The sequence below is a fragment of the Streptosporangium nanhuense genome (assembly GCF_059358815.1).
Genome location: NZ_JCADBG010000022.1, coordinates 157,995 through 181,383 on the forward strand (window position 1 = coordinate 157,995; position 23,389 = coordinate 181,383).

At 71.1% G+C, this 23,389-nt stretch carries 22 protein-coding genes and 2 pseudogenes; 17 read left to right on the forward strand and 7 right to left on the reverse strand.

All coding sequences use genetic code 11. The annotated features are described in order from the left end of the window. The first annotated feature begins 123 nt into the window (after positions 1-123). From AC5L38_RS34175 to AC5L38_RS34195, 5 genes are all read left to right on the forward strand, one after another. Positions 124-1,119: a patatin-like phospholipase family protein gene (locus AC5L38_RS34175; protein WP_495246928.1), complete on the forward strand. Its 996-nt coding sequence runs from the start codon at positions 124-126 to the stop codon at positions 1,117-1,119. Continuing rightward, a complete protein-coding gene (locus AC5L38_RS34180; protein WP_495246929.1) occupies positions 1,116-2,342 on the forward strand; it encodes a macrolide family glycosyltransferase in 1,227 nt (408 codons plus the stop codon). The genes AC5L38_RS34175 and AC5L38_RS34180 overlap by 4 nt, the downstream gene beginning before the upstream one ends. Positions 2,343-2,345: 3 nt before the next feature. Then, positions 2,346-2,840, forward strand: coding sequence for a hypothetical protein (locus tag AC5L38_RS34185; protein ID WP_495246930.1), 495 nt, complete (start codon positions 2,346-2,348; stop codon positions 2,838-2,840). Further along, the gene (locus AC5L38_RS34190) at positions 2,837-3,814 is read left to right on the forward strand and encodes a hypothetical protein (RefSeq protein ID WP_495246931.1); all 978 of its coding nucleotides are present in this window, start codon (positions 2,837-2,839) and stop codon (positions 3,812-3,814) included. The genes AC5L38_RS34185 and AC5L38_RS34190 overlap by 4 nt, the downstream gene beginning before the upstream one ends. Before the next feature lie 70 nt (positions 3,815-3,884). Beyond that, positions 3,885-4,529: a LysE family translocator gene (locus tag AC5L38_RS34195; RefSeq protein ID WP_495246932.1), complete on the forward strand. Its 645-nt coding sequence runs from the start codon at positions 3,885-3,887 to the stop codon at positions 4,527-4,529. Between the two features lie 14 nt (positions 4,530-4,543). On the opposite strand, the gene AC5L38_RS34200 is transcribed toward AC5L38_RS34195, so the two are convergent. The 3 genes and pseudogenes from AC5L38_RS34200 to AC5L38_RS34210 form a co-directional block, all read right to left on the reverse strand. Continuing rightward, positions 4,544-5,134, reverse strand: a complete 591-nt coding sequence (locus AC5L38_RS34200; RefSeq protein WP_495246933.1) for a DUF4865 family protein — start codon at positions 5,132-5,134, stop codon at positions 4,544-4,546. Positions 5,135-5,211: 77 nt separating this feature from the next. Next, a pseudogene (locus AC5L38_RS34205) lies at positions 5,212-5,520 on the reverse strand (GNAT family N-acetyltransferase); the annotation flags it as partial. Between the two features lie 18 nt (positions 5,521-5,538). Continuing rightward, complete coding sequence (locus AC5L38_RS34210; protein ID WP_495246934.1) at positions 5,539-5,910, reverse strand: VOC family protein; 372 nt, start codon at positions 5,908-5,910, stop codon at positions 5,539-5,541. Positions 5,911-6,216: 306 nt separating this feature from the next. On the opposite strand from AC5L38_RS34210, the gene AC5L38_RS34215 reads away from it, so the two are divergent. Continuing rightward, complete coding sequence (locus tag AC5L38_RS34215; protein WP_495246936.1) at positions 6,217-7,920, forward strand: FAD-dependent monooxygenase; 1,704 nt, start codon at positions 6,217-6,219, stop codon at positions 7,918-7,920. Further along, the gene (locus AC5L38_RS34220; protein WP_495246937.1) at positions 7,917-8,075 is read left to right on the forward strand and encodes a hypothetical protein; all 159 of its coding nucleotides are present in this window, start codon (positions 7,917-7,919) and stop codon (positions 8,073-8,075) included. The genes AC5L38_RS34215 and AC5L38_RS34220 overlap by 4 nt, the downstream gene beginning before the upstream one ends. 163 nt (positions 8,076-8,238) lie before the next feature. Here AC5L38_RS34220 and AC5L38_RS34225 read toward each other — a convergent pair whose 3' ends face one another. Further along, positions 8,239-9,441, reverse strand: a complete 1,203-nt coding sequence (locus AC5L38_RS34225) for a cellulase family glycosylhydrolase (protein ID WP_495246956.1) — start codon at positions 9,439-9,441, stop codon at positions 8,239-8,241. A gap of 51 nt (positions 9,442-9,492) precedes the next feature. After that, positions 9,493-9,894: pseudogene (locus tag AC5L38_RS34230) on the reverse strand (cellulose binding domain-containing protein); the annotation flags it as partial. Between the two features lie 185 nt (positions 9,895-10,079). On the opposite strand from AC5L38_RS34230, the gene AC5L38_RS34235 reads away from it, so the two are divergent. Further along, the gene (locus tag AC5L38_RS34235) at positions 10,080-11,081 is read left to right on the forward strand and encodes a carbohydrate-binding protein (RefSeq protein ID WP_495246938.1); all 1,002 of its coding nucleotides are present in this window, start codon (positions 10,080-10,082) and stop codon (positions 11,079-11,081) included. Between the two features lie 237 nt (positions 11,082-11,318). Here AC5L38_RS34235 and AC5L38_RS34240 read toward each other — a convergent pair whose 3' ends face one another. Further along, positions 11,319-12,545 (reverse strand): leucine-rich repeat domain-containing protein, encoded by a 1,227-nt coding sequence (locus AC5L38_RS34240; RefSeq protein WP_495246939.1) that lies wholly within the window; start codon positions 12,543-12,545, stop codon positions 11,319-11,321. Between the two features lie 235 nt (positions 12,546-12,780). Between AC5L38_RS34240 and AC5L38_RS34245 the strand changes: the two genes are divergently transcribed. From AC5L38_RS34245 to AC5L38_RS34265, 5 genes are all read left to right on the forward strand, one after another. Next, positions 12,781-13,953, forward strand: a complete 1,173-nt coding sequence (locus AC5L38_RS34245) for a UDP-N-acetylglucosamine--N-acetylmuramyl-(pentapeptide) pyrophosphoryl-undecaprenol N-acetylglucosamine transferase (RefSeq protein ID WP_495246940.1) — start codon at positions 12,781-12,783, stop codon at positions 13,951-13,953. Between the two features lie 746 nt (positions 13,954-14,699). Next, positions 14,700-15,593 carry a hypothetical protein gene (locus tag AC5L38_RS34250; RefSeq protein WP_495246941.1) on the forward strand — a complete coding sequence of 298 codons (894 nt, stop codon included), beginning with the start codon at positions 14,700-14,702 and terminating at the stop codon, positions 15,591-15,593. 286 nt (positions 15,594-15,879) lie between these two features. After that, a complete protein-coding gene (locus AC5L38_RS34255; protein WP_495246942.1) occupies positions 15,880-16,707 on the forward strand; it encodes an SAM-dependent methyltransferase in 828 nt (275 codons plus the stop codon). Between the two features lie 539 nt (positions 16,708-17,246). Next, entirely contained in the window at positions 17,247-17,774 is a 528-nt protein-coding gene (locus AC5L38_RS34260; RefSeq protein ID WP_495246943.1) for a hypothetical protein, read from the forward strand. 421 nt (positions 17,775-18,195) lie between these two features. Beyond that, positions 18,196-19,092, forward strand: a complete 897-nt coding sequence (locus AC5L38_RS34265; protein ID WP_495246944.1) for a TIGR02452 family protein — start codon at positions 18,196-18,198, stop codon at positions 19,090-19,092. Between the two features lie 195 nt (positions 19,093-19,287). On the opposite strand, the gene AC5L38_RS34270 is transcribed toward AC5L38_RS34265, so the two are convergent. Then, positions 19,288-19,929, reverse strand: a complete 642-nt coding sequence (locus AC5L38_RS34270) for an NAD(P)-dependent oxidoreductase (protein WP_495246945.1) — start codon at positions 19,927-19,929, stop codon at positions 19,288-19,290. 84 nt (positions 19,930-20,013) lie between these two features. On the opposite strand from AC5L38_RS34270, the gene AC5L38_RS34275 reads away from it, so the two are divergent. From AC5L38_RS34275 to AC5L38_RS34290, 4 genes are all read left to right on the forward strand, one after another. After that, positions 20,014-20,649, forward strand: coding sequence for a TetR/AcrR family transcriptional regulator (locus tag AC5L38_RS34275; protein ID WP_495246946.1), 636 nt, complete (start codon positions 20,014-20,016; stop codon positions 20,647-20,649). A 446-nt stretch (positions 20,650-21,095) separates the two neighbouring features. Next, the gene (locus AC5L38_RS34280; protein ID WP_495246947.1) at positions 21,096-21,830 is read left to right on the forward strand and encodes an SDR family oxidoreductase; all 735 of its coding nucleotides are present in this window, start codon (positions 21,096-21,098) and stop codon (positions 21,828-21,830) included. An 82-nt stretch (positions 21,831-21,912) separates the two neighbouring features. After that, positions 21,913-22,878 (forward strand): RNA polymerase sigma factor SigJ, encoded by a 966-nt coding sequence (sigJ, locus tag AC5L38_RS34285; protein WP_495246948.1) that lies wholly within the window; start codon positions 21,913-21,915, stop codon positions 22,876-22,878. A 64-nt stretch (positions 22,879-22,942) separates the two neighbouring features. Next, positions 22,943-23,284, forward strand: a complete 342-nt coding sequence (locus AC5L38_RS34290) for a transposase (protein ID WP_495246949.1) — start codon at positions 22,943-22,945, stop codon at positions 23,282-23,284. Positions 23,285-23,389 lie beyond the last annotated feature (105 nt).

Below are 23,389 nucleotides of genomic sequence, written 5' to 3' on the forward strand. Positions count from 1 at the left end.
GCGCCGTAGTGGGAGAGGACGGACCATGAATGCCGCATATCGCCGGAGACCGGTCTCCTCAGCTCTCCGTGGCGTCAGCGAGGGCGACGGGCCGGGGGTCACGGTGATGAGCAGCGTCAAGCCATGACGGGCGACGAGGGAACGCTCTCCCCGGCGTCGAACCGTCCGGAGACGTCGAACCGTCCGGAGGCGCCGGACCGCCCGGACCCGGGACCGGTGGGCCTGCGTGCCCTTCCCCGTCCAGTGGCGGCGGTGGTGGGGGGCGGGGGGGTGCTCGGCGCCGCGCAGGTCGGTGTCGGGTACGCGCTGGAGCAGCGGGGATTCGTCCCGGACCTGATCATCGGAACCTCGGTGGGCGCCTTCAACGGGGCGATAGCGGCCGCCAACCCCGGCAGGGCCGCACCGTGGCTGGAACTCGTGTGGACCCGCGCGCGTCGCCGTGAGGTGTTTCCGCTCGGCTACCTGTCCTCGCGGGCCAGCGTCTTCGCCGACCGCGGCCTGCGCAGGCTGATCGCCCAGGCCGAACTGCCGTCGCGGATCGAACAACTGAAGATCCCCTTCACCGCGGTGGCGATGGACCTGGCCACCGGCGCCCAGGCGCTGCTCGACCACGGGGATCTGGAGTCCGCGCTGCTGGCCAGCGCGGCCATCCCGGGGATCCTGCCCCCGGTGAATCGGGAGGGGCGGACGCTCGTCGACGGCGGAGTGATCGCCTTTGTTCCGGTACGGGCGGCCCTGCAGGCGGGAGCGGCCAGCGTGGTGGTGCTGTCGACCGGGCAGAAGAGCTGGTCACCGCCTCCGGCAGGCCCGCCCCGGCGGGCCGGCGCGGTCGCAGCCAGGGCGGGGCTGCTGCTGTTGGAGCATCAGATCGAGCGCGACCTGCGCGAGGTGGCCGAGCGGGTCCCGACCGTCGTGGTGCCGACCGGCATCGATGCCTGGCCCGCCCCGTGGGACTTCGGCCACTCCCGGCGGCTGATCACCACCGCCGCCCTCGCGGCGGGCCGCTTCCTCGACGGGCTGCGCGTCGACGGACCCGGCCTGTACCGGATCGACGGTCCCTCGTCGATGCCCGCCGCTCCTGCCGGGACGCGGGCGATCGTCCGGGAGGCCGACCGGTGAGCACCGTCGCGTTCGTCAACATCGCCATGCACGGGCACGTCAACCCGACGCTGCCGGTCGTCGCCGAGCTCGTCCGCCGCGGCCACTCCGTCGTCTACCACACCTCGCCCGCGTTCTCGGAGGAGATCGAGGCCACCGGTGCGGCCGTGTGCCTCTACCCCGGGGGCGACCGGCCGCTCCCCGGTCCGCCGATGCCGCTCACGATGCTGGACGGGCTCGCCCGCGCCGCCGTCGGCCTGCTGCCCGCCGTGCTCTCCGACCTGCGTCGCGTCCGGCCGGACCTGGTGGTCCACGGTGCCATGTGCCCCTGGGGCGCGGTCGCCGCCCGGGAGCTCAGGGTGCCGGCGGCGGCGACGTTCACCACGTTCGCGTTCGACCGGCACGCGCCCAGCCCCACCCACGCCTCGTGGGAGTTGCTGGCCTCGGCGGCGAGGCGGCCCCGCAACGCTCTGGGCTACCTGCGGTCGCGGTGGGAGTTGTACCGCCGCCACGACACCCGCGGGCTGCCGCTGCTCGACCTGGCGAACGCGCGCCAGCCGCTCAACCTGGTCTTCACCTCGCGCGCGTTCCAGCCGGGTGCCGACGCCTTCGACGGGTCGTACCGCTTCGTCGGCCCGAGCCTCGGCGCCCGTCCGCCCGACCCGTCGTTCCCGGCCGATCAGCTGCGCGACCCGGTGCTGTACGCCTCGCTGGGCACGGTGTTCGACGCCACACCGGAGCTGCTGCGCACCTTCGCCGCCGCGCTCGCACCGCTGGGCGGCACCGTGATCGTCTCCACCGGGCGCACCGATCCGGCCGCGCTGGATCCGCTGCCGGCCAACGTGCTCGCCCGCCGCTTCGTACCGCAACCGGAGGTGCTGGCCCGCGCGGCGCTGTTCGTCACCCACGGCGGGATGAACAGCGTCAACGAGGCCATGCACGCGGGGGTTCCGATGCTGGTGGTCCCTCAGGGCGCGGATCAGCCACTGGTGGCCCGGCGGGTGGTCGAGCTCGGCGCCGGCCTGTCGATCCGTACCCGTGACGTCGCCGTGGAGCCGGTGAACGCCCTCGCCCGGCACCTGCTCCGCGAGCCGCGCTTCCGGGCCGCGTCGGCCACCTTGCGGGTCGCCCAGCGCGAGGCCGGCGGCCATCTGCGCGCCGCCGACGAGCTCGAGCGCTACCTGTACCGGGGCGGGAGGGGCGGCCGACCGGCCGCTCCGGCGGACTCGCCGCGGGAGCGCTGACCGATGTCACCCGCCGTGGTCGTCCTGCTGCTGCTCGCGGGGCTGTCCGAGGCCGCGGGGCGGATCCTGCCCCTGCTGGCTCGCCGGTCCTGCGGCGTGTCGCGGTCCGTCGCGATCAGGCTCCTGCTGACCGGCGCCCTGGTGGAGGGCGCCGTGTTCGCGCTGTGGCCGGTGATCGCATGGACCCTCGCCGAGCTGCTGGTGCCCGCCCCGCCCTCGGCCGAGGCCGCGCCCATCTGGACACCCGGCCGGGTCGCCCCGCTGGTCCTCGCCGCCGTCCTCGCGTTCCCCCTGCTCGGGCCCCTGCTGCACCTGCTGCTCGTCGTGGGGGTCGGTGCCGGGCTCGCCGCCCCGCTCGCCGAGGTGACGGGGCTGGGCTGGTGGGCCGCCGCGGGCTGCCTGGCCGTCGCCGGAGCCGGGCTCGCCGTCGCCGTCGAGGGCGTCCGGCGGCTGGTCGTGAGGATCGGCACCCCCGGGACGCGGGAGCCGGTCACATGACCGACTTCCCGTTTCTCGTCCTCGTCCTCGTCCTGGTGGTCGGGCTGGTCCTGCTCGCCGAAGCCCTGCTCGCCCGCTACGAGGTGCTGGCCTACACCGCGGGCTGGCGGGCCCCCACCGCCGAGCTGCCCCAGGACGTGCCCTACGCGAGAGGCGCGGACCCCGGCCGTCCTCCGGACGCCTACCTGGTCTATCTGGACGGCATCGGGAAACGTCGCTTCCGCGACACCCGTGACGGGGGCCGGCTGGTCGAGGCCCTGATCGCCGGAGCGCCGGAGCTGCGGGTGCTGGGTCAGGTGCAGCCCTACTCCCCGCTGGCCGACCCGCTCGCCGACCGGCCCGTGTGGGAGTGGCTCCGCCACCGCGTCGGGCTGCTGCTGTTCCTGCACAACGTCATGCAGATCTTCGTCGCCGCCGACCGCAGGTACCGGCCCCTGTACAACCGTGCGGTGGGCGCCCAGATCGCCGCCCAGCTGCGCCTCGCCGGTTACCCGGCCGGCGGCGGCACGCCCGTGGTGCTGCTCAGCTACAGCGGCGGCGCCCAGGTCGCCACCGGCGCTGTCGAGGAACTGCGTACCCACCTGCGTGCCCCGCTCCTGCTGATCACCGTCGGCGGGTTCCACAACGGCGCCAACGACCTCACCCACGCCCACCACCTGCACCAGCTCACCAGCGGCCTCGACTGGATCGAGCGGAGCGGCACCTGGCTCTTCCCCCAGCGCTGGCGGCTGTTGCGCCGCAGCGGATGGAACCGGGCCCGCCGCGCCGGGAAGATCACCGTGCACCGGCTCGACCCGGCCACTCACGTGGGGCCGTGCAGCTACATCAGCCCCGAGGCGCGGCTGCCCGACGGCCGCACCCACCTCGACCGCACCGCCGGCACGGTGATCGCGCTCATCCGCGCCCACTGCGGCACGCCCGCCGCGACAGACGGCCCGCTGACCGAGGGACCGGCAGGGAGGCGGGAGGTGTAGAACTTCGGTTCCGGGCCAATCTCGGTGATTGGCCGTTCTTTTGGCGGGGAGGCTGTCCGATGATGGGCTCATGATCTCTGTCAGCGCTCTCGCGGGCATCGCCGCGGTCGCCCTCGGCCTGGTGCTCACCCCCGGACCCAACATGATCTACCTGGTGTCGCGGTCGGTGACGCAGGGACGCCTGGCCGGCATGATCTCGCTGGCGGGCGTCGCGGCGGGCTTCCTGGTCTACCTGCTGGCGGCGACGGCCGGAATCACCGCGATCTTCGAGATGGTGCCCGCCCTCTACGTCGCGATCAAACTCGCGGGCGCGGCGTACCTGCTGTGGCTGGCCTGGACGACGATCCGGCCCGGAGCCGAGCCGATCTTCGCGCCCGGCGCCCTCCCGGTGGACCCGCCGTGGCGGCTGTTCTCCATGGGGCTGGTCACCAACCTGCTCAACCCCAAGATCGCCATCCTGTACGTGTCGCTGCTGCCGCAGTTCGTCGATCCCGCGCGCGGTGACGTCGGCACGCAGAGCCTCCTGCTGGGGGTCACCCAGATCGCCGTCGCCCTGTCGGTCAACGCGCTGATCGTGCTGACCGCGGGCTCGGTCGCGGCCTTCCTCGGCGGGCGGCCCACCTGGATGCGCGTGCAGCGCTATCTGATGGGCGCCGTACTCGGCGGGCTCGCCCTTCGCATCGCCACCGACCGCTCGCCCGCCGCGGCCGCGTAGGGCGAGCGGTCCGGTCACCAGTGGCGGCCCGTCGCGATGTCGTCCAGATGCGGTGTCGACAGGTGCAGCACCCGGTAGGCGGTCCCCTCGTCCTCCCCGGGCACCTCGTGCTCCCACAGCGTGAAGCGCACCAGCTCCCAGTGCCGGGGGTCGACGGCGAGGGCGGCGGAGTGCACGCCCGCCGTGGCGGCGTGGCGGCGCAGCTCGGCCAGGGCCCGCTCGACCACGGGCCCGGGGTCGACGTCGGCGGGGATCGGGTCGATGCGGCGCGAGGCCGCGCGGGGGGCCGACGCCGCCGAAGGCCCCCGCTCGTAGCCGGCGCCGGTCCAGTGCCGGACCACGGGCCTGCCGAAGTCACGCACGATGTTCTGGAAGCCGTCCCCGCCCCACAGGAAGCCGTTCATGCCGGTCAGGGAGCTCCACAGGTAGAACGGCGCGTACCGGTTGACCACGGAACCGTCCACGCCCCGCTCCCTGACCAGGTACGCCTTGAGTCCCAGCCCGGCGTAGCCGTCGAGCGCGTGGCCCCTGGTCGCCACCCGCTCGCGGATGATCCCCATGTCGTAGTCGGCGGGCAGGCCGATCTCGTACTGCATGGCGTGCATGGAAGGGGCCTCCTGGTGATGGCGTGGTGCGGGACGGGTGCCGGGCGATCCGCGGATGACCTCAGGGCCGCGGCCTCGGTGACCAGGCCCTGTCCCCACCGGTCGGGGGAGAGGCTGTAGAGCAGCTCGACCTCGCCGTCGGGGGTTTCGCGCAGGCCGCACACCCCCGCCATGGCGGAGTCCGGGACGAGCGCCCACAGGCCGTAGCCCCGCTCGGCGAAGTCGCGGCGGCTGTCCTCGACCAGCCGGTTCACGAGTGCGGGAAGGACGGGCTCGTTGTCGAACAGGTGGCGCCGGACGAGAGGGTGGTCCCAGTGCTCGCGCAGCACCTCGATGTCGCCCGCCTCGACCGGGCGCAGCGTCAGGCGGCCGGTGGTGAGAATCACGCCGGGAACCTCCGGTGCTCAGCCGTGGTCGAGGTCGATGACGCAGAAGAGGTTGCCCTCGGGGTCGGCGAGGACCACGAAGTCGGGGTCGTCCGGGTAGAGGTCCCAGGCGACCCGCTCGGCGCCCAGTGACACCAGCCGCTCCACCTCGGCCGCCTGTGCGGCGGCGTCGGGGGCGAACAGGTCGAGGTGCATCCGGGGGTGCTCCTGAACGGGCGTCGGCGTGACGCCGAGCGCCAGCGGGACGCCGTCGCCCTCCACGGGCTCGATCACGGTCCAGCCGTCGCGGGCCCGGCCCTCGCGGGGCGCGTAGTCCAGTGCCCGCGTCCAGAACCCGACGGCGCGTCTCATGTCGGTGACGCCCAGCACCACCTGCCCGATCCTCACCATGTCCCAATCCTGGCAGGAACCCCCGTCCCGGGGGAATCCGATATCCCGGCGCCACGGCCGCGCCCGGCCGTCCTCGCGGGGGAATCCCCGCCTTCCGTCAACCATGGTTGACGCGAACATGGTGTCAACTTATATTGACGGAAGTGGGGGTGTGCGGGCCCGGAGCGGGTCTCCTCACCTGGTCGCGTACGGGCTCCGTGCCCGCTTCCGGCCGCCCCGCCTCCCGGCGGGTGGTGTGTCGCCGCGCCCGTTCCCCCGTCCGGGCAAGTCCGTGCAGTTCGACCGATCTGATGAAGGAGGTGCCCGATGTCCGTTGACGTCGTGATCGCCGGTGGCGGCCCGAACGGGCTGATGCTGGCCTGCGAACTGAGCCTGGCCGGTGTCCGCCCGGTGCTGCTGGAGCGGCTGCCGGAACCGGGAGACGAGCCCAGGGCCAACGGCCTGGTGGGGGAGGTGGTCAGGGTTCTCGACGGCCGGGGCCTGTACCGGCGCTTCACCGGCGCCTCCGAACCCCCGAAGCCGGTGCCGTTCTTCATGTTCGGCGGCATGCTCCTGGACCTGAGCGCGCTGGATCCCGGCCCGCTGCACACCCTCCCGATCCCGCAGCGCCGCCTGGAGCGGCTGCTGCAGGAACGGGCGCTCGAACTCGGGGTGGAGATCCGGCGCGGCCACGAGCTGGTCGGCATGTCGCAGGACGAGGACGGCGTCACCGTCACCGTCCGCACCCCCGAGGGCGACCACGAGCTGCGCACCCGCTACCTGGTCGGCTGCGACGGCGCCCACAGCCTTGTACGCAAGAAGGCGGGCATCGGCTTCCCCGGCGTCACCACCGAGGACGTCGTGTCCCGCACCGCCCACGCCGTCCTGCCCGCCTCCCTGCTCGACCCCGGGACCGGCGAGCTGCTGCTGGCGGGGGAGCGGTGGAGCCCGTTCATGATCCATCGCACCGCGCACGGCGTGTTCAGCCTCGCCTCGTTCGAGCCCGGCGTGCACCTGCTGAGCACCATGGAGTGGGGGCAGGGGGAACAGGTCGACGAGCGGGTGCCGATGACCCTGGAGGAGTTGCGCGACAGCGTGCGCAGGGTGCTCGGGGCCGACCTGCCGATGAGCCCGCCCGGGGGGCCGGGTCCCCACGTGCTCCGCCGCGTCACCGGAGGCAACACCCGCCTGGCCGACCGCTACCGCGCCGGTCGCGTGCTGGTGGCCGGGGACGCCGCGCACGTCCACTCGGCGGCAGGTGGCCCCGGTCTCAACCTCGGCCTGCAGGATGTCGTGAACCTCGGCTGGAAGCTCGCCGCCGAGGTCCACGGCTGGGCGCCGCCGGGACTGCTCGACACCTACCACGGCGAGCGGTACCCCGTGGGCGAGCGGGTCGTCATGCACACCCAGGCGCAGTCCGCCCTGCTCGCGCCCGGGGGAGAGGTCACCGCGCTGCGCACGCTCTTCGCCGAGCTGCTCGAACACGACGAGAACCGGCGTCGCGTCGCCGAGCTCATGGCGGGTTCCGACATCCGCTACGACATGACCGGCTTCGACGCCCGCCACGACACGGCAGGCACCGGGAAGCCCTCCGGTACGGGCGGCCCCGGCACGGACCGTTCCGGCACGGACGGCGGGGACGTTCGCCCTGACACGGCCGGTGCCGGTCCTGTGCCGCGTACCCTGCTCGGAGGTCCGGCGCCGGAGCTGTCGCTCGCCACGGACGCGGGCACCGTGCGGCTCGCCGACCTGACGCACGGCGCCCGCCCGCTCCTGCTCGACCTCGGCGGCGGGAACGCGCTGGCCGGGACGGCGGCGGGCTGGAAGGACCGGGTGGACATCGTCGCCGCCACCGTCGCCGCCACCGTCGCCGCCACCGTCGCCGCCACCGCCGACCGGCACGTTCCAGCCGGGCTCCTGATCCGCCCTGACGGCTACGTCGCCTGGACGGCCCCGGACGAGGAGGCGGGCGTCCCGGCGGACCTCGGCCTTCACGAAGCGCTGTCCACCTGGTTCGGCGCCCCCGCGTGACCCGCCGGCACCCGAAGCGCGAAGGCGGGGCGTTCGGCGGGTTCGGCGGGTTCACCGGGGAGATCGCGCACGACGAGGTCCGGCACGGTGACCGCGCGGTCTCGTGGGCCACCCTCACGCCGACCGGCACCCCTTTCGCGCTGTCCGGCGGGTGACGGAGGAGGCAAAAGGCAGAAAGCGGAAAGAGGAGGGAGACCGGCTGTCGTGCCGGTCTCCCTCCCTGTCATCCCGGTCGTCCCCGATCCTTCCGGGTCCGCCGGTCCTTCAACGTCCTTCCCACGCCTTCAGGGTCCTGAAGGCCCCGAAGGCCCTTTCGGGTCAGAAGTCGTCGGCGGTGCGGATCCGGTCACGGATCCACACGCCGGCCTCCTTCAGCGACGAGGTGCCGGTCCAGGGGCCGCCGGCGTTGCAGGTGCCGACCTTGAAGACCGCGCCGGAGCGGTGGTCGTCGGAGAAGTTCCAGTTCACCCAGCTGATCTTCTTGCTCGCCATCAGGTCGAGGTAGCGCTGGGACATGGTGAAGTCGTTGGCGTCCTCCCCGGCGTAGTTCTGCGTGCCGAACTCGGTGACGAACATCGGGATGCGGTCGGCCGCGCGGGACAGCGCGTTGAGGTACTCGGTGCCGTGCGAGGCCGCGTAGAAGTGGAAGGTGTACATGATGTTCGAGGCGTTGACCGGGTTGCTCGTCACCTCGGTCTCCGTGGCGCCGTCGGACACCCCGAGGGAGGACCAGGCGCGGGTGCCGACCAGGACGATCCCGTCGGGGTCCTGTGCCCGGATCACCGGGATGATCTGCTCGGCGTAGCCCTTGATGGTGCTCCAGCTCACGCCGTTCGGCTCGTTGGCGACCTCGTAGATGATGTTCGGCCTGGCGGCGTGCCGCTGGGCGATCTCGGTGAAGAAGGTCCTGGCACGGGCGAGGTTGTAGTTGGGGTCACCGGGGGAGAGCATGTGCCAGTCGACGATGACGTACATGCCCTGCGCGCTGACCTGCTCGATGAGCGTGTGCGCGAGGTCGGTGAACGCCCTCGGGTTCGTCTCGTAGCCGCCCTCCTGGACGTACGTGGACAGGCGCACCACGTCGGCCTTCCAGTCGGTCGCCAGCGCGTTCAGCGAGCCGGTCGTGACGCACTGCCGGTACCACTGCAGGCCGTGGGTGCTCATGCCGCGCAGCTGGATCTGCTTGCCGTTCGTGTTGCACAGCTTGGTGCCGCAGACCCGCAGCTGGCCGTTGGCCGCGACCGGCGTGCCGCCCCCGCCGCCCGCCTGGGTCGTCGCCGTGACGGACGCGCTCTTCGCCGACTCGTTGTTCGCGGCGTCGCGGGCGGTGACGGTGTAGGTGTGGGTCGTCGAGGCGGCCAGCCCCGAGACGGTGGCGGTCGTGCCGGTCACGGTGGCGACCACGGCGGAGCCCTCGTAGACCCGGTAGTCCTTGACCGTGCCGCTGTTGTCGGTCGAGGCGTTCCAGGCCAGGCTGATGGAGGAGGACGTCGTGCCGGTGCTGCGCGGGGACGACGGCACGCTCGGCGGCGTGGTGTCGCCGGGGTTCTGCCCGCCGCCGCAGGGAGCGCCGTTGAGCGTGCAGTTGACCGGCGAGCCCGAGCCGGAGGCGGTGAAGCCGAAGGTGGTGCTCGCTCCGGGGGCCAGGGTGCCGTTGTACTCGCGGTTCTTGAAGGTGTAGCGGCCGCCGCTGCTGGTCATCAGGGAATCCCAGTACGTGCCGAGGCTCGTGCCCGACGGGAGGTCGAAGGAGACCGTCCAGCCGTTCAGCGTGGAGGTCCCGGTGTTCTTGACCGTGTACTGGCCGCTGTAGCCGCTGCCCCAGTCTTGTGCCTTGGTGAACGTCGCGGTGTCCGCGTGCGCGGCGGACGGGACGATCAGGGTGAACAGTAACGTCAGCAGCCCGGTCAGCACCAGGGCTGGGGTGGTGCGCCGCATCATCGCTCCTTGAGGTGGGGGGTCGGGGCACATCATGGCGCTTTATTAGGAAACTTTCCTAACGTGACACGTGACGTTAGGTGGCGCGGGCCTGTCATGCAAGCCCCCCGCCCCCTTTGCCGGATTAAGAAAATTTAATCGTTAGGAAGCTTTCCTAACGGTTTTTGCCGGGGCAGGATGGCGTTCACCCCCCGAAACGCCGCGACTCAGAGGTGGCCGCCATGAAACGTTCGCGCACGGCTCTGCTGGTCCTCGCGACCCTCCTGCTCTCGACCTCCTCCCTGCCCGTGTCGGCGGGGACCGCTCCCACCTGGCGGCTCCGCTGGGCGCCGCAGGCCGCGCAGACGGGCCTGTCGGCCTTCGAGACCATCGAGGACGACCGGGCGGGCTCCCATCCGGCCGCCGCCCCGCACATCAAGGTGGCGGGCGGCGACTTCCGCTTCGACATGCACACGGCCGACCGCGACACCGCCGCCGACCGGCAGCGCCACGAGGTCACCGGCATGCGCGAGGGCGGCTCGTACCTGCAGTGGCGGCTCGGCGAGACCTGGCGGGTCACCTACTCGATGTACATCCCGAGCACGTTGAAGGCCACCACCACCTTCACCCACATCATGCAGACCAAGCAGCCGGGCAACGGCACCTCTCCCATCACGGTGACCTCGCTGCGCAGGGTCGGCGGCAAGCAGACCATCGAACACAAGATCTTCGCCGAGGACGTCCTGGTGGGCCGGACCGACCTCGAACCGCTGCAGAACAGGTGGGTCGACGTCGAGTACGAGATCAAGATCGGGAACGGCACCGCCGGGTCGGTGCGCTGGGTCCTGCGCAGCGGCGGGACCACGGTGATCGACGCCACGAAGACCGGCGTCGACACCTTCCTGGCCGACCGCGTCCGTCCCAAGTGGGGCATCTACCGCTCCCTGGGCGACACCTCGGGCTCGCTGCAGAACACCTACCTGCTCCTGCGCGACATGCGCGGCTACCAGCTGGAGGGCGGGACCACCCCGCCCACCCCCACCCCGACGCCCACCCCCACCCGGACGCCGACGCCCACCCCCACGCCCACGCAGACGGGCGCCACGTCCTGGAAGGCCGGCGCCGCCTACGCCGTCGGCGCCCAGGTCACCTACTCCGGCGTGGGCTACCGGTGCCTGCAGGCGCACACCGCCCAGGTCGGCTGGGAGCCGTCCACCACCCCCGCGCTCTGGCAGCGCCTCTGAGCCGTACGCGCCGAGGGCGCCCGAGTTCGTGCGCGCGAGGAGCCTGAACCGTGTGCGCGGGGCGCCTGAGCGTGCGCGCGAGGAGCCTGAACCGTGTGCGTGGGGCGCCTGAGCGTGCGCGCGGGGCGCCCGAACCGTGCGCGCCACCGGGATCGGGCCCGGCTCGGCCGGTTCTGGCTCGGCCGCTTCCGGCTCGGTCCGGACCGGCCTGTCCTGGCAGGGCGCGGGCACGGCCGGTCAGCCGGCCGGGCCCGCGCCCTGCCCGATGATCCGGTCTCCCAGCCTGGCGACGAGCTGCGCGCGTACGTGCGCCGGGAGAGCGCAGCCGTGCGCGACGAGCGTGTCGAGCGCGGGCAGGTCGAGGAGCACGGCCCAGTCCTGGACGTCGTCGCAGTAGGAGACGTCGAGGTGGCGGAGGTCCTTCAGCGACTGGAGCGGGGCCAGCGCCCGCACGGGCGTGTTCCTGATCGACAGGTGCTCCAGGGTGCGCAGGCCCTCGATGCCGTCCAGGCCGGTCAGCGGCGTGTGCTCCAGATCCAGCCGGGTCAGCGAGGTGAGGGCCGAGATGTCCTCCGGGACCCGGTGCAGGCGGCTGCCGGACAGGTCGAGCTCCTCCACCCCCGAGGGCGATGCCAGGGCCGAGAGCAGGAGCGCCGGGGGCGGGAGTATCACCGGCCGGGGCTGGGCGAGCACCGGCGAGCGTCCCGCGGCGGCCTCCTGCAGGACACGCCACCTGTCCACCGGCGCGCCGTACCCGCCGAGCCGGACGTAGCCCGAGGGCAGCCACGGCGCCAGCCGCTCGGCCACGATGTCGTCGCGGTCACCGGCGCCGATGACCCCGGCAAGCAGCCGGCCGTAGTGCTCGTACGCGTGCTCGGAGGGCACGAACAGGTCCGCCACGATGTCCCCGCCCGTGACGAGGACCCCGTCGTTGCCCGAACAGAAGATCACTCCCGCGGCGACGTTGCCGAGCACGAGGTTGTCCGCCGCGCTGTGGATCGCGCGGGCCCGCAGGTCACCGGTGACCGCGAGATAGCTCTCCGAGACGTCACCGTCGTCGAGGAGCCCCTCCACCGCCAATCCGCCGATCACGATCAGCGGCGCCTTCACGTCGAGCCAGCCGGGAACGTAGGTGTCGCCGAACCAGATCGTGGCCCGGTGCACGATCCACCCCGCCTCCGTCCGCTCCGCGCCGTCGGGGAAGACCGGCGGCGTCTCGCCGGGAAAGGCCAGCGCCCACGCCTGGGCGAACAGCAGGCCGTAAACGGGAGGCATGATGTGGTGCGGCCACTCCCCGGCCTGGGCCGGTCGCCGTAGCCAGGATCCGATCGGGTGCAACTCCTCCGCGATGTCGCCAAAATAGTCCAGTGCCTCCGCGCCGGCCCCGGCCTGTTGCCGGAGCACCGCCAACGCGTCGCCGAGACGCTCCGACGCCCCGGAGAAATGCTCACCCGTCAGATCCATGTCACATACCGTACTCATCGCCACGAAATCCGAAAGCCGTTCGGATGACGCCCCCGGATGGCGGGCGTGTCGGAGACCACCGGGCGCGACCGCGCGATGACGAAGGGCAACGTGGATCTTCGCCGGGACGTCGGGTACCGTGCCCGATGCCCTTGAGCGCTTCGGACGCGAACCGAGTACGAACCCGAACACGGCCGGGCACGGACCATGGTGACATCGGAAGGATGGAAGACATATGGAGGGCGGAAATCGCCGGACCCTGCGGTTGCTCGTCACCGGAGGCGGGACCGGTGGTCACACCTACCCCGCGCTGACCACCGTCGCGGCCCTGCGCGACCACGCCGCCGCGCGGGGGCTCGACCTGGACGTGCTCTGGGTCGGTACGGCGGCCGGCCTGGAGGCCCGCGTGGCGGCGGAGCACGGCATCCCGTTCCGCGCCATCACGGCGGGGAAGCTGCGGCGCTCGCCCAACCCGCGAGAGCTGGCCACCAACCTCGCGGACATGTTCCGGATCCCGGTCGGCGTGTTCCAGGCCTTCGGCATCGCCGCCCGCTACCGCCCCGACGTGGTGCTGTCGACCGGCGGGTACGTGTGCGTGCCGCTGGGCGTCGCCTCCCGGGTGCTGGGCCGCCCGCTGGTGATGCACGAGCAGATCACCTCGCTCGGCCTGGCCAACCGCATCCTGTCGCGCTTCGCCCGGCGGATCGCGCTGACCCACCCCTCCTCGATCGAGCACCTGCCCGCCGGGGTGCGTGACCGGGCCGTGATCACCGGCAACCCGGTGCGTCCGCACCTGCTGCGCGGCAACGTCGACGCGGGACGGCGCCATTTCGGGCTCTCCTCCGACCTGCCCCTGGTCTACGTGACCGGAGGCGCCCAGGGGAGCCGCCAGATCAACACCATGGTCGAGGCGATCCTGCCCGCGCTGCTCTCCCGCGCCCAGGTCATCCACCAGTGCGGGCCCGGCTGGATCGCCCAGCTCACCCGTACCGCCGCCGAGCTTCCCGTGGGCGTGCGCGACCGCTACCGCCCGGTGCCGTACGTCGGCGCGGAGCTGGCCGACGTGTTCGCCGCCGCGGACGTCGTGGTCTCCCGCAGCGGGGCGGGCACGGTCGCCGAGCTGACCGCGGTGGGCAAGCCGTCCGTCCTCATCCCCCTGGTGCCCTCCGCCGCCGACGAGCAGCGCCAGAACGCCCGCTACCTCGCCGAGGCGGGTGCCGCCCGCGCGCTCCTTGAGGACGGCCCCGCCGCCGACCACCTCCTGGCCGAGCTCGACGCCCTCCTGCGCGACCCGCACGCCCGCGCCGCCATGGCGGGCGCCGCCGGTGCCCTCGGCCGCGTCGACGCCGCCGACAGCCTGGCCCTGGTGCTCCTGGAGGCGGCGGGGGTGAACGGCAAGGACCGCTGAGCCACCGGGGTCGGGAAGGGGACGGCCTGGAGGTCTCCGCCCGCTGTCCGGTGGCCGGTCTCAGGGAACCCCGGGTGGCAGGCGGGGCCTTCGCCCGCTGTCCGATTCTCCCTGGACCTCTCCGCCGCCCGGATCGGCGGGAAGGCCGTCCCCGTCTACCCATCGGCTGACCTGGGGACATACGGCCCCGTTTTCCGGACGTCCCACTGGAGGGGAGAGCCGGGCACCTAAACGCCGGCCGGGTAACGGCCGGCCACGGCGGGGGGATGCACATGGGGAAACCGCGTCACACGCGTCCCTGGGAGCCCGCCGACCATGACCGAGCCGTACGCGAACAGGGTGGCGGTTCTCCCGTGCCGGATGGCACTGACGGTCATCGCCCTGCTCGTGCTCGCCGGTTGCGGCGGCGGTGCCGAATCGCCGCCGACCAGCGTGACGGTGACGGAGAGCCCGGAGCTGTCGGAACCATCGGAGGCGGGGCCAGCTCCCGAGCCGTCGCGGAAGTGGCCCACCGCCGATCCGGCCGGACCGGATCCGGAGCCGTCGCGAAGGCGGCCCACCGCCGGTCCGGTCACACCGTCGGGGGAACCGTGCCCGGCCGGTGGCGGGGATCCCGTCGAGGGCCCCTGTCCGAGCATCGGCGGCAGGGTGCCGTCGCCCAGTCTCACCGTTCCGGAGCCGGAACCGACCACGACCTCTCCCGAGCCGATTCCCTCCGTGGACCCGCCCTCTCCCCTCCAGTCGGGGTGAGCGTGCGGCAGGACGACCAGGAGCGCCCCGAACGGTCCAGGCCGCTCGACGTGATAGGGCTGATCACCCTCCTGCTGACCGTCGGCGGCGCGGTGCTCGTCTACATGGGATGGGCCTACCTGGACGGCTACCTGGCGTCGTTCCAGCTGAAGGCGACGGACATGGGCTTCGGGGTGGACGAGTACGCCCTGCGGGGCCTGAACGTCTTCTCCCCGGCCATCCTGCCCTTCATGGTCGGGGGTACGGCCGTTCTTCTGGCGGCCACGACGTACCGGCCGGCCCTGACCGCCGCGCTTCCGCCACGGGTCCGCGCGGCGGGCACGGCGCTGGCCGCGAGGAGGTCCGTCCGCGTCGCGGCGGACCCGAGGTCCGGCGGAGCCGTCGTGACGGCCTGCGGGACCGTCCTGGCGTTCGCCGCGCTGGCCGGGTGGCAGGTCGACACCTTCTTCGTACTGGCCCTGAGCATCGTCGGCCCGCTGCTCCTCACCTGGCCGACGCGCGGGCTCGCGGCCGGCCGCACGGCGTTCGCCGCCGCCGTGGTGACCTCGGTCCTCTGCCTGCTGTGGGCGGCGTCCCTGCACGCGTACCGCAAGGGAGAGGCGGTGGCGGAGCAGTTCGTGGCCTCCCTGCCCTACCACACCTCGGTCGCCGTCTACAGCGAGAAGACGCTCGCGCTCAACGCTCCGGGAGTCACCCGCGTCACGCTGGCCGACAGGACCTACCCGTTCCGCTACGAGGGACTGCGCCTGCTGATGACGCGCGGGGACCGCTACTACCTGATCCCGGTGATCACGGTGGCGGACTGGAGGAAGGGGAACGGGCGCACGTTCGTGCTCGTCGAGCGTGAGGACCGGCGGGTGGAACTGCTGCCGGGCACGCGAACCGGATGAGGCCCGCCGGGGGCGGTGTCTCATGGGCGAAGGTTTACCGAACAGGCGGCGCAGGCCCGGCGCCTGCCGGGGGGCGGCCTGAGTAATCTGGCGACCGCACGAAGTGAAGTGCGGTGACACCGAGAACGCCATGAACGTCGCGTTCGTCCTGGGATTTTCAAGAAATGTCGCGGGTGGGAGAGCGTGCGGTCCCACACGGCCGCACGCTCCCCGGCGGGCGCGTCCTTTCACGGGGCCGTCCCGTCATGGAGTTCCACGCAGACCGCCGTTGAGAGACAGGTTGGTTATGGCCCGTCAGGAAAAGCTCTCGCCCGAGGTGATCGGCGAGATGTACAACCAGCTCACCGATTCCTGCGCCGACGCGTTCGGCGGCAACCTCCACGTCGGCTACTGGACGGACGACTACGACGAGGCGCCCGTCGCCCAGGCGACGGACCACCTCACCGACCTGGTGGCCGAGCGCCTGGAGGTCGTTCCCGGCGAGCGCGTCCTGGACGTCGGCTCGGGCACCGGCAGGCCCGCCGTACGCATCGCCACCGCGCGCGACGTCCACGTCACCGGGGTCACCCTGAGCGAGAACCAGGTGCGGCTGGCCGAGGGCCGCCCTGAGGCGGGCCAGGGTCAGGGACACGCCGACTTCCAGCTCGCCGACGCGAGGTGGCTCCCCTTCGACGACGCCTCCTTCGACGCCGCGTACGCCATCGAGTCGCTCGTCCACATGGAGAACCCGGCGGCGGCCCTCGCCGAGATCGCCCGGGTGCTGCGCCCCGGCGGGCGGTTCGTGGTGGGGGAGTGGTATCTGCTCGGCCCCCTCGCCCCCGACGACGCCGCGGACCTGGAGCACTTCTCCCGGAGCTTCAACGTCCACTTCCTGCCGACGGTCGACGAGTTCTACGAGGAGATGGATCGCGCCGGGCTGAAGATCGAGATATTTCACGACATATGGCCAAACATCAGCCGATCCTTCCAGCTCGTGGGCGACATCCTCCCGGCCTCCGCCATCCAGCTGGGCGGCGAGCTCGGCGAGCAGCTCGCCCTCTGCGAGCAGATATACCGGCGCTTCGGGGAGATCACGCAGATCAGCTACGCCCTGTTCACCGCGGTCCGCCGCTGAGAACTCCCCGCCCCTCCAAGGGGCGGGGAAGGCGCCCCGCCCCCGCCCGGCCACTCGGCCCGTTCCCCGGAGCTCGAACGCGAAGCGGCAGGGCCCGGATCGGGACGGACGCCACCTGGTCTCCTCGGTCTCCTTGGTCTCCTCGGCCGGCCGGCGGGCGGGAACGCTCCTGGCGACGACTGCCACCGGCACGTCGGCGGGTCGATGACAACGGTGTCCTACCGTGATGCTCAGCCCGGTGCTCGCGCCGTTCTCGAAAACGCTCACGACGCGACATATCTAACGATAAGCCATAAAAGGCCCTGTATAACCCATCGGGGCTCTTTGTCGCATCGGCTCCCGTGCCACTGAAATCATCTTGTGATCTTCCGTGGCGCCCGAGCCGAACTGCGAGAACAGCGGTGGTCCCGTTCGGTGTGACTCTTCGCGAATTCAACGATGTCAAGCGTTCCGCAACCCGCGTGAAAGCAAAGGCCCATATCAATGGGCCACTGCCTGGGGGCAGGAAAAGGCATCGGAAGGTCGCGGAGGGGAAGTCGATGAACAAGCACGGGGTCGAGAAGAATGCACAACGGCGTGAACACGGTCCGGGAAAGCGTCTTCTCGCGAAAGCGCTGGGCGTCACCATGGTCCCGGTGGCCGCGCTCGCCCTCCTGGCGACGCCCGCCGAGGCCAGGCAGGAGTGCAGGCACACGTCCTCGTACAACATCTGCCTGACGATCACCAAGATCAACAACGACCGGTACCAGGTCACCCTTGGCCTGGACTACCGGGCCGCGACTCTGTCGCAGGCTCAGGCCATGCTGAATCGCCCGGTGGTGGGCTGGCTGTACGGCGCCGACTGGATCGACGACCAGCTCATCGTGTTCACCAACGCACAGGCGTCCAAGGGGGCCTCGCAGGAGAGCGGATACAGCGTCGAGTGGACGAGGTTCGCGAACCGTGAGCTCCTCGACGAGGACGACGACAACCGTGACGAGCTCTTCGGCCGGATAGACATGCCCCGCCCCACGGGATCGGGGACGATAAGGCTGGAGACTCCGGAATACTGGGGCAACTTCCTGTAGCCGGGGCTTTGGCGGCGCGTCGGATTCACGTTCACGTCAGGAGCTCCGCCGAATGTGAGGCCCCGCGGTGCCGGTGAATGTACGGCGGATCGAGCTGTCCATTATCGGGGGCTGCTGGCAGGTATCTGCGCGGATGTTCCGATGGGCGGTGCCGAGCTGGTGGCCCGCGCCGTCCGCGATCTCGGAATCAGTCCCGAGGCCGCTGACAGGTTCATGCGAAGGCTCGTCCCGCTCATCTCCCGCGCTGATATGGACTGGGTCGCTGGCCGGTTGCCCGGAGCGGAAAGCTCGAAACGGAGAAGGCCGCCGTTGCGTCTCCCCGGCCGCCCGCGCCGGGGAACTTTCCTTTCCATGTCTTTCTCGTATTGAGAATTTCTCAGTATGAGGTTAACTTTGCCCGGGGAAGAAGCCGGGAGGAAAGATGACGCAAGCACGCCGGGCGCTCGCCGCGGAGACCGTGGAGATCCTGGAGCGCGGCTGGTACGACCACCCCTCGCGGGGGCGGGTGTCCATCGAGAAAGAACTCGCCGGGGCCGTCGCGGGCACCCGGCTGTGGGGGCCCGACGAGCCGGTCGGGCCGCTCACCGCGCCTCCGGCCGTCGCGACCTCGGTGGAGGTCGTCAACGAGACCTCCCTGTCGGCCGCCCGCCGGATGGTCGGGAGCGGCGGTGACAGGAGCGACGGTGGCGGCGGTGACGGGAGCGGCGGTGGCGATGACGGCAGCGGCGGTGACGGTGCCGTCGGCTGCCTGAACTTCGCCTCGGCGAAGAATCCCGGGGGTGGTTTCCTGAGGGGCACCCAGGCGCAGGAGGAGAGCCTGGCGTACGCGTCGGGGCTCTACCGCTGCCTGGTCGAGGCGCCGGACTTCTACGCCTTCCACCGCGAGCGGGGCGACCCCCTCTACAGCGATCGCGCGATCTTCTCGCCCGCCGTCCCGGTGTTCAGGGACGACCGGGACGGCCTGCTCGCCCGTCCGTACCCCGTCTCGTTCCTGACCGTGGCCGCGCCGAACGCCGGTGCCATGGACGAGAACGACGAGCGGCGCGCCCACCTGCCGCAGGTGTTGTTCGAGCGCTCGGGGAGGGCGCTGGACCTCTTCGCCGCCTCGGGGCTGCGCAGGCTCGTACTGGGCGCGTGGGGGTGCGGGGTGTTCCGCAACTCGCCCGCGCTCGTGGCGGACTGCTTCGCCACGCACCTCGGCCCCTCGGGGGCCTTCCACAGGCGTTTCGAGCGGGTGGTCTTCGCCGTGCTCGACCACGTTCCCGGAACGCCCACCTACGACGCGTTCGCCCGGGCGTTCACCGACGAGCCCGGATAGGGCGCCGGTTCCGACTCCCGGGACGGCCGTACGCCGGTCCGGCCCTGCCCCGGATGGTCCTCCCTCCCGGGGGTGGCCGTATGTCGGGCCGACCTGCCCCGGATGGTCCTCGGAGTGGCTCTGTGCCGGGTTCCGCAGGGTGCGGATGCCGCCGGGAGCGTCCGGGCAGGAGCGGGTGGCGGAGGTCCGGGGGAGTCAGTACGCGATGCCGACCACCTGTCCCGCCGCCGCCGGGTCCTCCAGCAGGGCGAGGATCGCGTGGGCCAGGTCGGAGCGGGCGATCGTGCGCCCGCCGGGGACGTTGCCGCCGACGGCCAGCCGGTAGGTCCCGGTGAGGGGCCTGTCCAGCAGGCGGGGCGGCCGCATGACCGTCCACTCGGTGCCGCTGCCTCGGATGACCTCCTCCATCGCCCCCAGGTCGGTGTAGACGTCGCGCAGGACCCTCCGGATCAGCGGGGTCATGATCCTGCGGTCGAGGAAGGGGTCGCCCTGCGGTGACGGGCCGACCGGGGCGGCGCTCACCGCGACGAGGCGGCGCACGCCGCAGATCTCCATGGCGGACAGGATCGCCCGCGTCGCGGGCGCGGTGACGCCGTCCCTGGCGAGCTTCCTGCTGCGCGGGCCGAGGCCCGAGATCACGGCGTCCCGTCCCTCGATCGCGGGACGCAGCGCCTGCGGATCGGTCACGTCGGCCGTCACCACCCGCACGCCGGTGAGATCGTCCGGCAGCCGCGCGGGATCGCGCACCACCGCCGTCACCTCGTGCCCGGCCTCCAGCGCCTGCCGTACGACCTCCCGGCCCGTACCGCCCGTCGCTCCGCAGACGGTCAGCTTCATGGTGCCCTCCTGGTTGGTGAGTGCTCACTAACCATTAGAGTGAGTGTTCACCCACCCCTTCGTCAACTCCGGGGAGCGCCCAGCATGAAGCCGACGCGGGTCCGGATCCTGGACGCGGCCGAACAGCTGATGCGGACCATCGGGCTGGCCCGCACCACCACCAAGGAGATCGCCCGCGCCGCGGGATGCTCGGAGGCCGCGCTCTACAAGCACTTCGACAGCAAGGAGGAGCTGTTCACGTTCGTCCTGAGGGAACGGCTGCCCCGGCTCGCCCCGCTCCTCGCCGAACTGGAAATCGCGGGGGCGGGCGGGGGCGGGGACGACGTCGAGGAGACCCTGGTCGAGGTGGCCCGGCACGCCGTGGCGTTCTACGCGTCGACCTTCCCGATCGCCGCCTCCCTGTTCTCCGATCCGGCGCTGCTGCGGCGGCACGGCGAGGAGATGGACAGGCTCGACATGGGCCCGCACAAGCCGCTCGACGCCCTGGCCGCCTACCTGCGCGAGCAGCGCGCCGCCGGGCGCCTTCGCGCGGGCGCCGACCCCGAGGCGGCGGCGGCCCTGTTCCTCGGGGCGTGCTTCCAGCGTGCCTTCCTGCACGCCTTCGCCGGGGATCGCCCGCCCTCGGGCCCGGCGGCCCGGCCGATCGACGAGTTCGCCGCCGCGCTGGCCAGGACCCTCCTGGAGGGTGTCCGGGAGCCGGAGGGACCCGTCCGGCCGTGACCGGAGGCGGACGCGGGAGCGCGTGGTGGAGGTCGGCGCGTCGTTCGGGAGCAGGCGGCGACAGCGGAGCGACCCGCTCCCACAGGTCGTCAGGAACAAGATCAGCACGCATCCCGGACACACTGCCGACCAAGATCGTCGAGCACGAGACCCGCAACTCAACCCATTTCGAAACAATCAGTCAGGGCGATGCCGCTGGGTCATCGAACGCACCATCCCCTGGCTGTCAGGTTACCGCCGGCTCAGCCCCCGCTACGAACGCGATCCCCGTAACCACCTGGTCTTTCTCGGACTCGCCGCCGCCCTGTGCTGCTACGAGCGACTCCTCCGCCTCACCACGTAGGACACGGTGTGCTAGCAAGCCTGCTTCGCAACCTCACACTTTTCCGGCCTGCGTCGTCCTGTTGGTGAGGGCAGCGACTGGTGCCCCGGAACGGAGTGAGGAAATGAAGGTTTTCATCGCTGGTGGGCGCGGCCGTGTCGGGTCCCGCCTTGCTGACAACCTGGAGGCCAAGGGCATCGAGGTGGTCTCGGGAGGACTCGAGGACGGGATCGACGTGATCTCGGGCAAGGGGCTCACCGAGGCTCTCGTCGGAGTCGACACCATCGTGAACGTCCTCAACACCCCCCGCTTTGATGCGGAGGGGGCAATCTCGTTCTTCGAGGGAGCGATCGACAACCTGACTGCGGAGGGCAAGCGGGCAGGTGTGCGTCATCACATCGTGCTCTCCATTGTCGGCGTTGGGGAAGGGGACGCATCTGAGATCGGGTACTACCTCGGCAAGGTGGCGCAGGAGAAGGCCGTGCGATCCGCTTCGATCCCCGCCACCATCATTCGGGCCACCCAGTTCCAGAACTACATCCCTGTCCTCATCGAACAGCACACCGTGGACGGAAAGGTTCTCGCTCCGAGGTCATTCATCCAGCCCGTCGAGCTGGACGAAGTCGTCGAGCTGCTCGCCGAGGCTGTCACGACGCTGGAGCCGGGAAGTGTGGTCGAGATCGCTGGACCCGACCGGTTCTACCACGACGACCTCTTCCGTGCCGCTCTGGCCGATCGCGGAGACGATCGTGAGGTTGTGACCGTGGACGGACAGGAGCCCCTCGATGCCATGGTTCCGCGCGGCGCGTGCCGGACAGGCAGCGTGCGGTACCCGGTTACGGGGATACCCACCGCCTGAATGCGATAGTGGAGAGAGGCGGGAACGTCTGACCGCCAGGCAATAGGTTAGGCGTGCTGCGCCCAATGGGAAAGGGTGCCCCATGTCGGAAGATCTTCCTGTTGAATCCGCAGAGTTCGGAAAAGCCGAGCGTGACGAATCACGGGCTCTCGATTCGGTCATGGCGGAGCGGCATCGTCTGCTGTCGCTAGCCTTTCGCATGATGGGCACCCTGGCCGATGCCGAGGACGTCGTGCAAGAGACATATGTGAGGTGGTACCGCCTTGAGCCCGAGGAACGCGACGAAATTGCCGAGCCTGTAGCATGGCTGATTCGAGTTGCGAGCCGCATCTCACTCGACCTGCTGGGTTCCGCGCGGGCACGACGGGAGACGTACGTCGGGCAATGGCTGCCGGAGCCGGTTCCGGCTGACCTCTTTGCAGACACAGCCATTGCGCCACTGAACTCCAGTCATCTCGCTGCTGATCCGCTCGAACGTGTCACCCTCGATGATGACGTCAGCATGGCATTGCTGACGGTCCTCGAGGCCATGACCCCAGCAGAGCGAGTGACGTTCGTCCTGCATGATGTGTTCGGCGTCCCGTTTGACGAGATTGCTGGTGTCGTAGGTCGTTCAGCAGCAGCAACAAGGCAACTGGCAACGTCCGCACGCCGCCACGTTCGGCGAGGAAGACGCGCACAGGTTTCTCCCCACCAGCATGATGAGGTTGTTCGGGCATTCCGTGGTGCAACTGTCAGAGGGGACATCGAGGACCTGCTCCGCGTGTTGGCTCCAGACGTCGAACTACGAGTAGACGGCGGTGGCTTCGTCAATGCCGCCCCTCAGGTCATCCGTGGGTCGGATCATGTAGCCCGGTGGCTCATGGGAGTGATGCGCAAGCAGCCCGCCCTCCGTCTTGAGCGACGCGACACAGCTGACGGTCTCGGATACATTCTTCGAAATGAAGGGCGTCGATACGGAATGGTTACCTTCGACGTCAGCGATGAAGGCGTCACGAATGTGTGGCTGATGCTGAATCCAGTAAAGCTAACGAATTGGTCACTCTGATTGTTTTAGAATGGGTTGAGTTGCGGGTCTTGTGTCGACGATCTTGGTCGGCAGTGTGTCCGGGATGCGTGCTGATCTTGTTCCTGGCGACCTGTGGGAGCGGGTCGCTCCGCTGTCGCCGCCTGTTCTCGAAGGGCGCCACCGCTATCCCGGGCGGCTGCGCGTTCCGGACCGCGTGGCACTCGCCGGCGTCATGTACGTGCTGTGGACCGGTGTCGCCTGGCGCGGTCTCGCCCACGGCTCAGGACTGGGCAAGATGCGTTGGGTGGTCGAGCGCGCCTTCGCCTGGCCGCACCAGTTCAAACGACTACGCACCCGCCACGAACGACGCGCCGGCCTCCACCACGGGCTGCCCGAACCGGCCTGCGGCCTCGTATGCCTCCGCCGCCCGCGAACCTCATCCTGAAACGATCGGTTAGAAGTCCATGTCGCGCCCGCCGGGCATGGCGGGGGCGGCTCCGGCCTTCTCGGGCTTCTCGGCGATGACGGCCTCGGTGGTGAGGAACAGCGC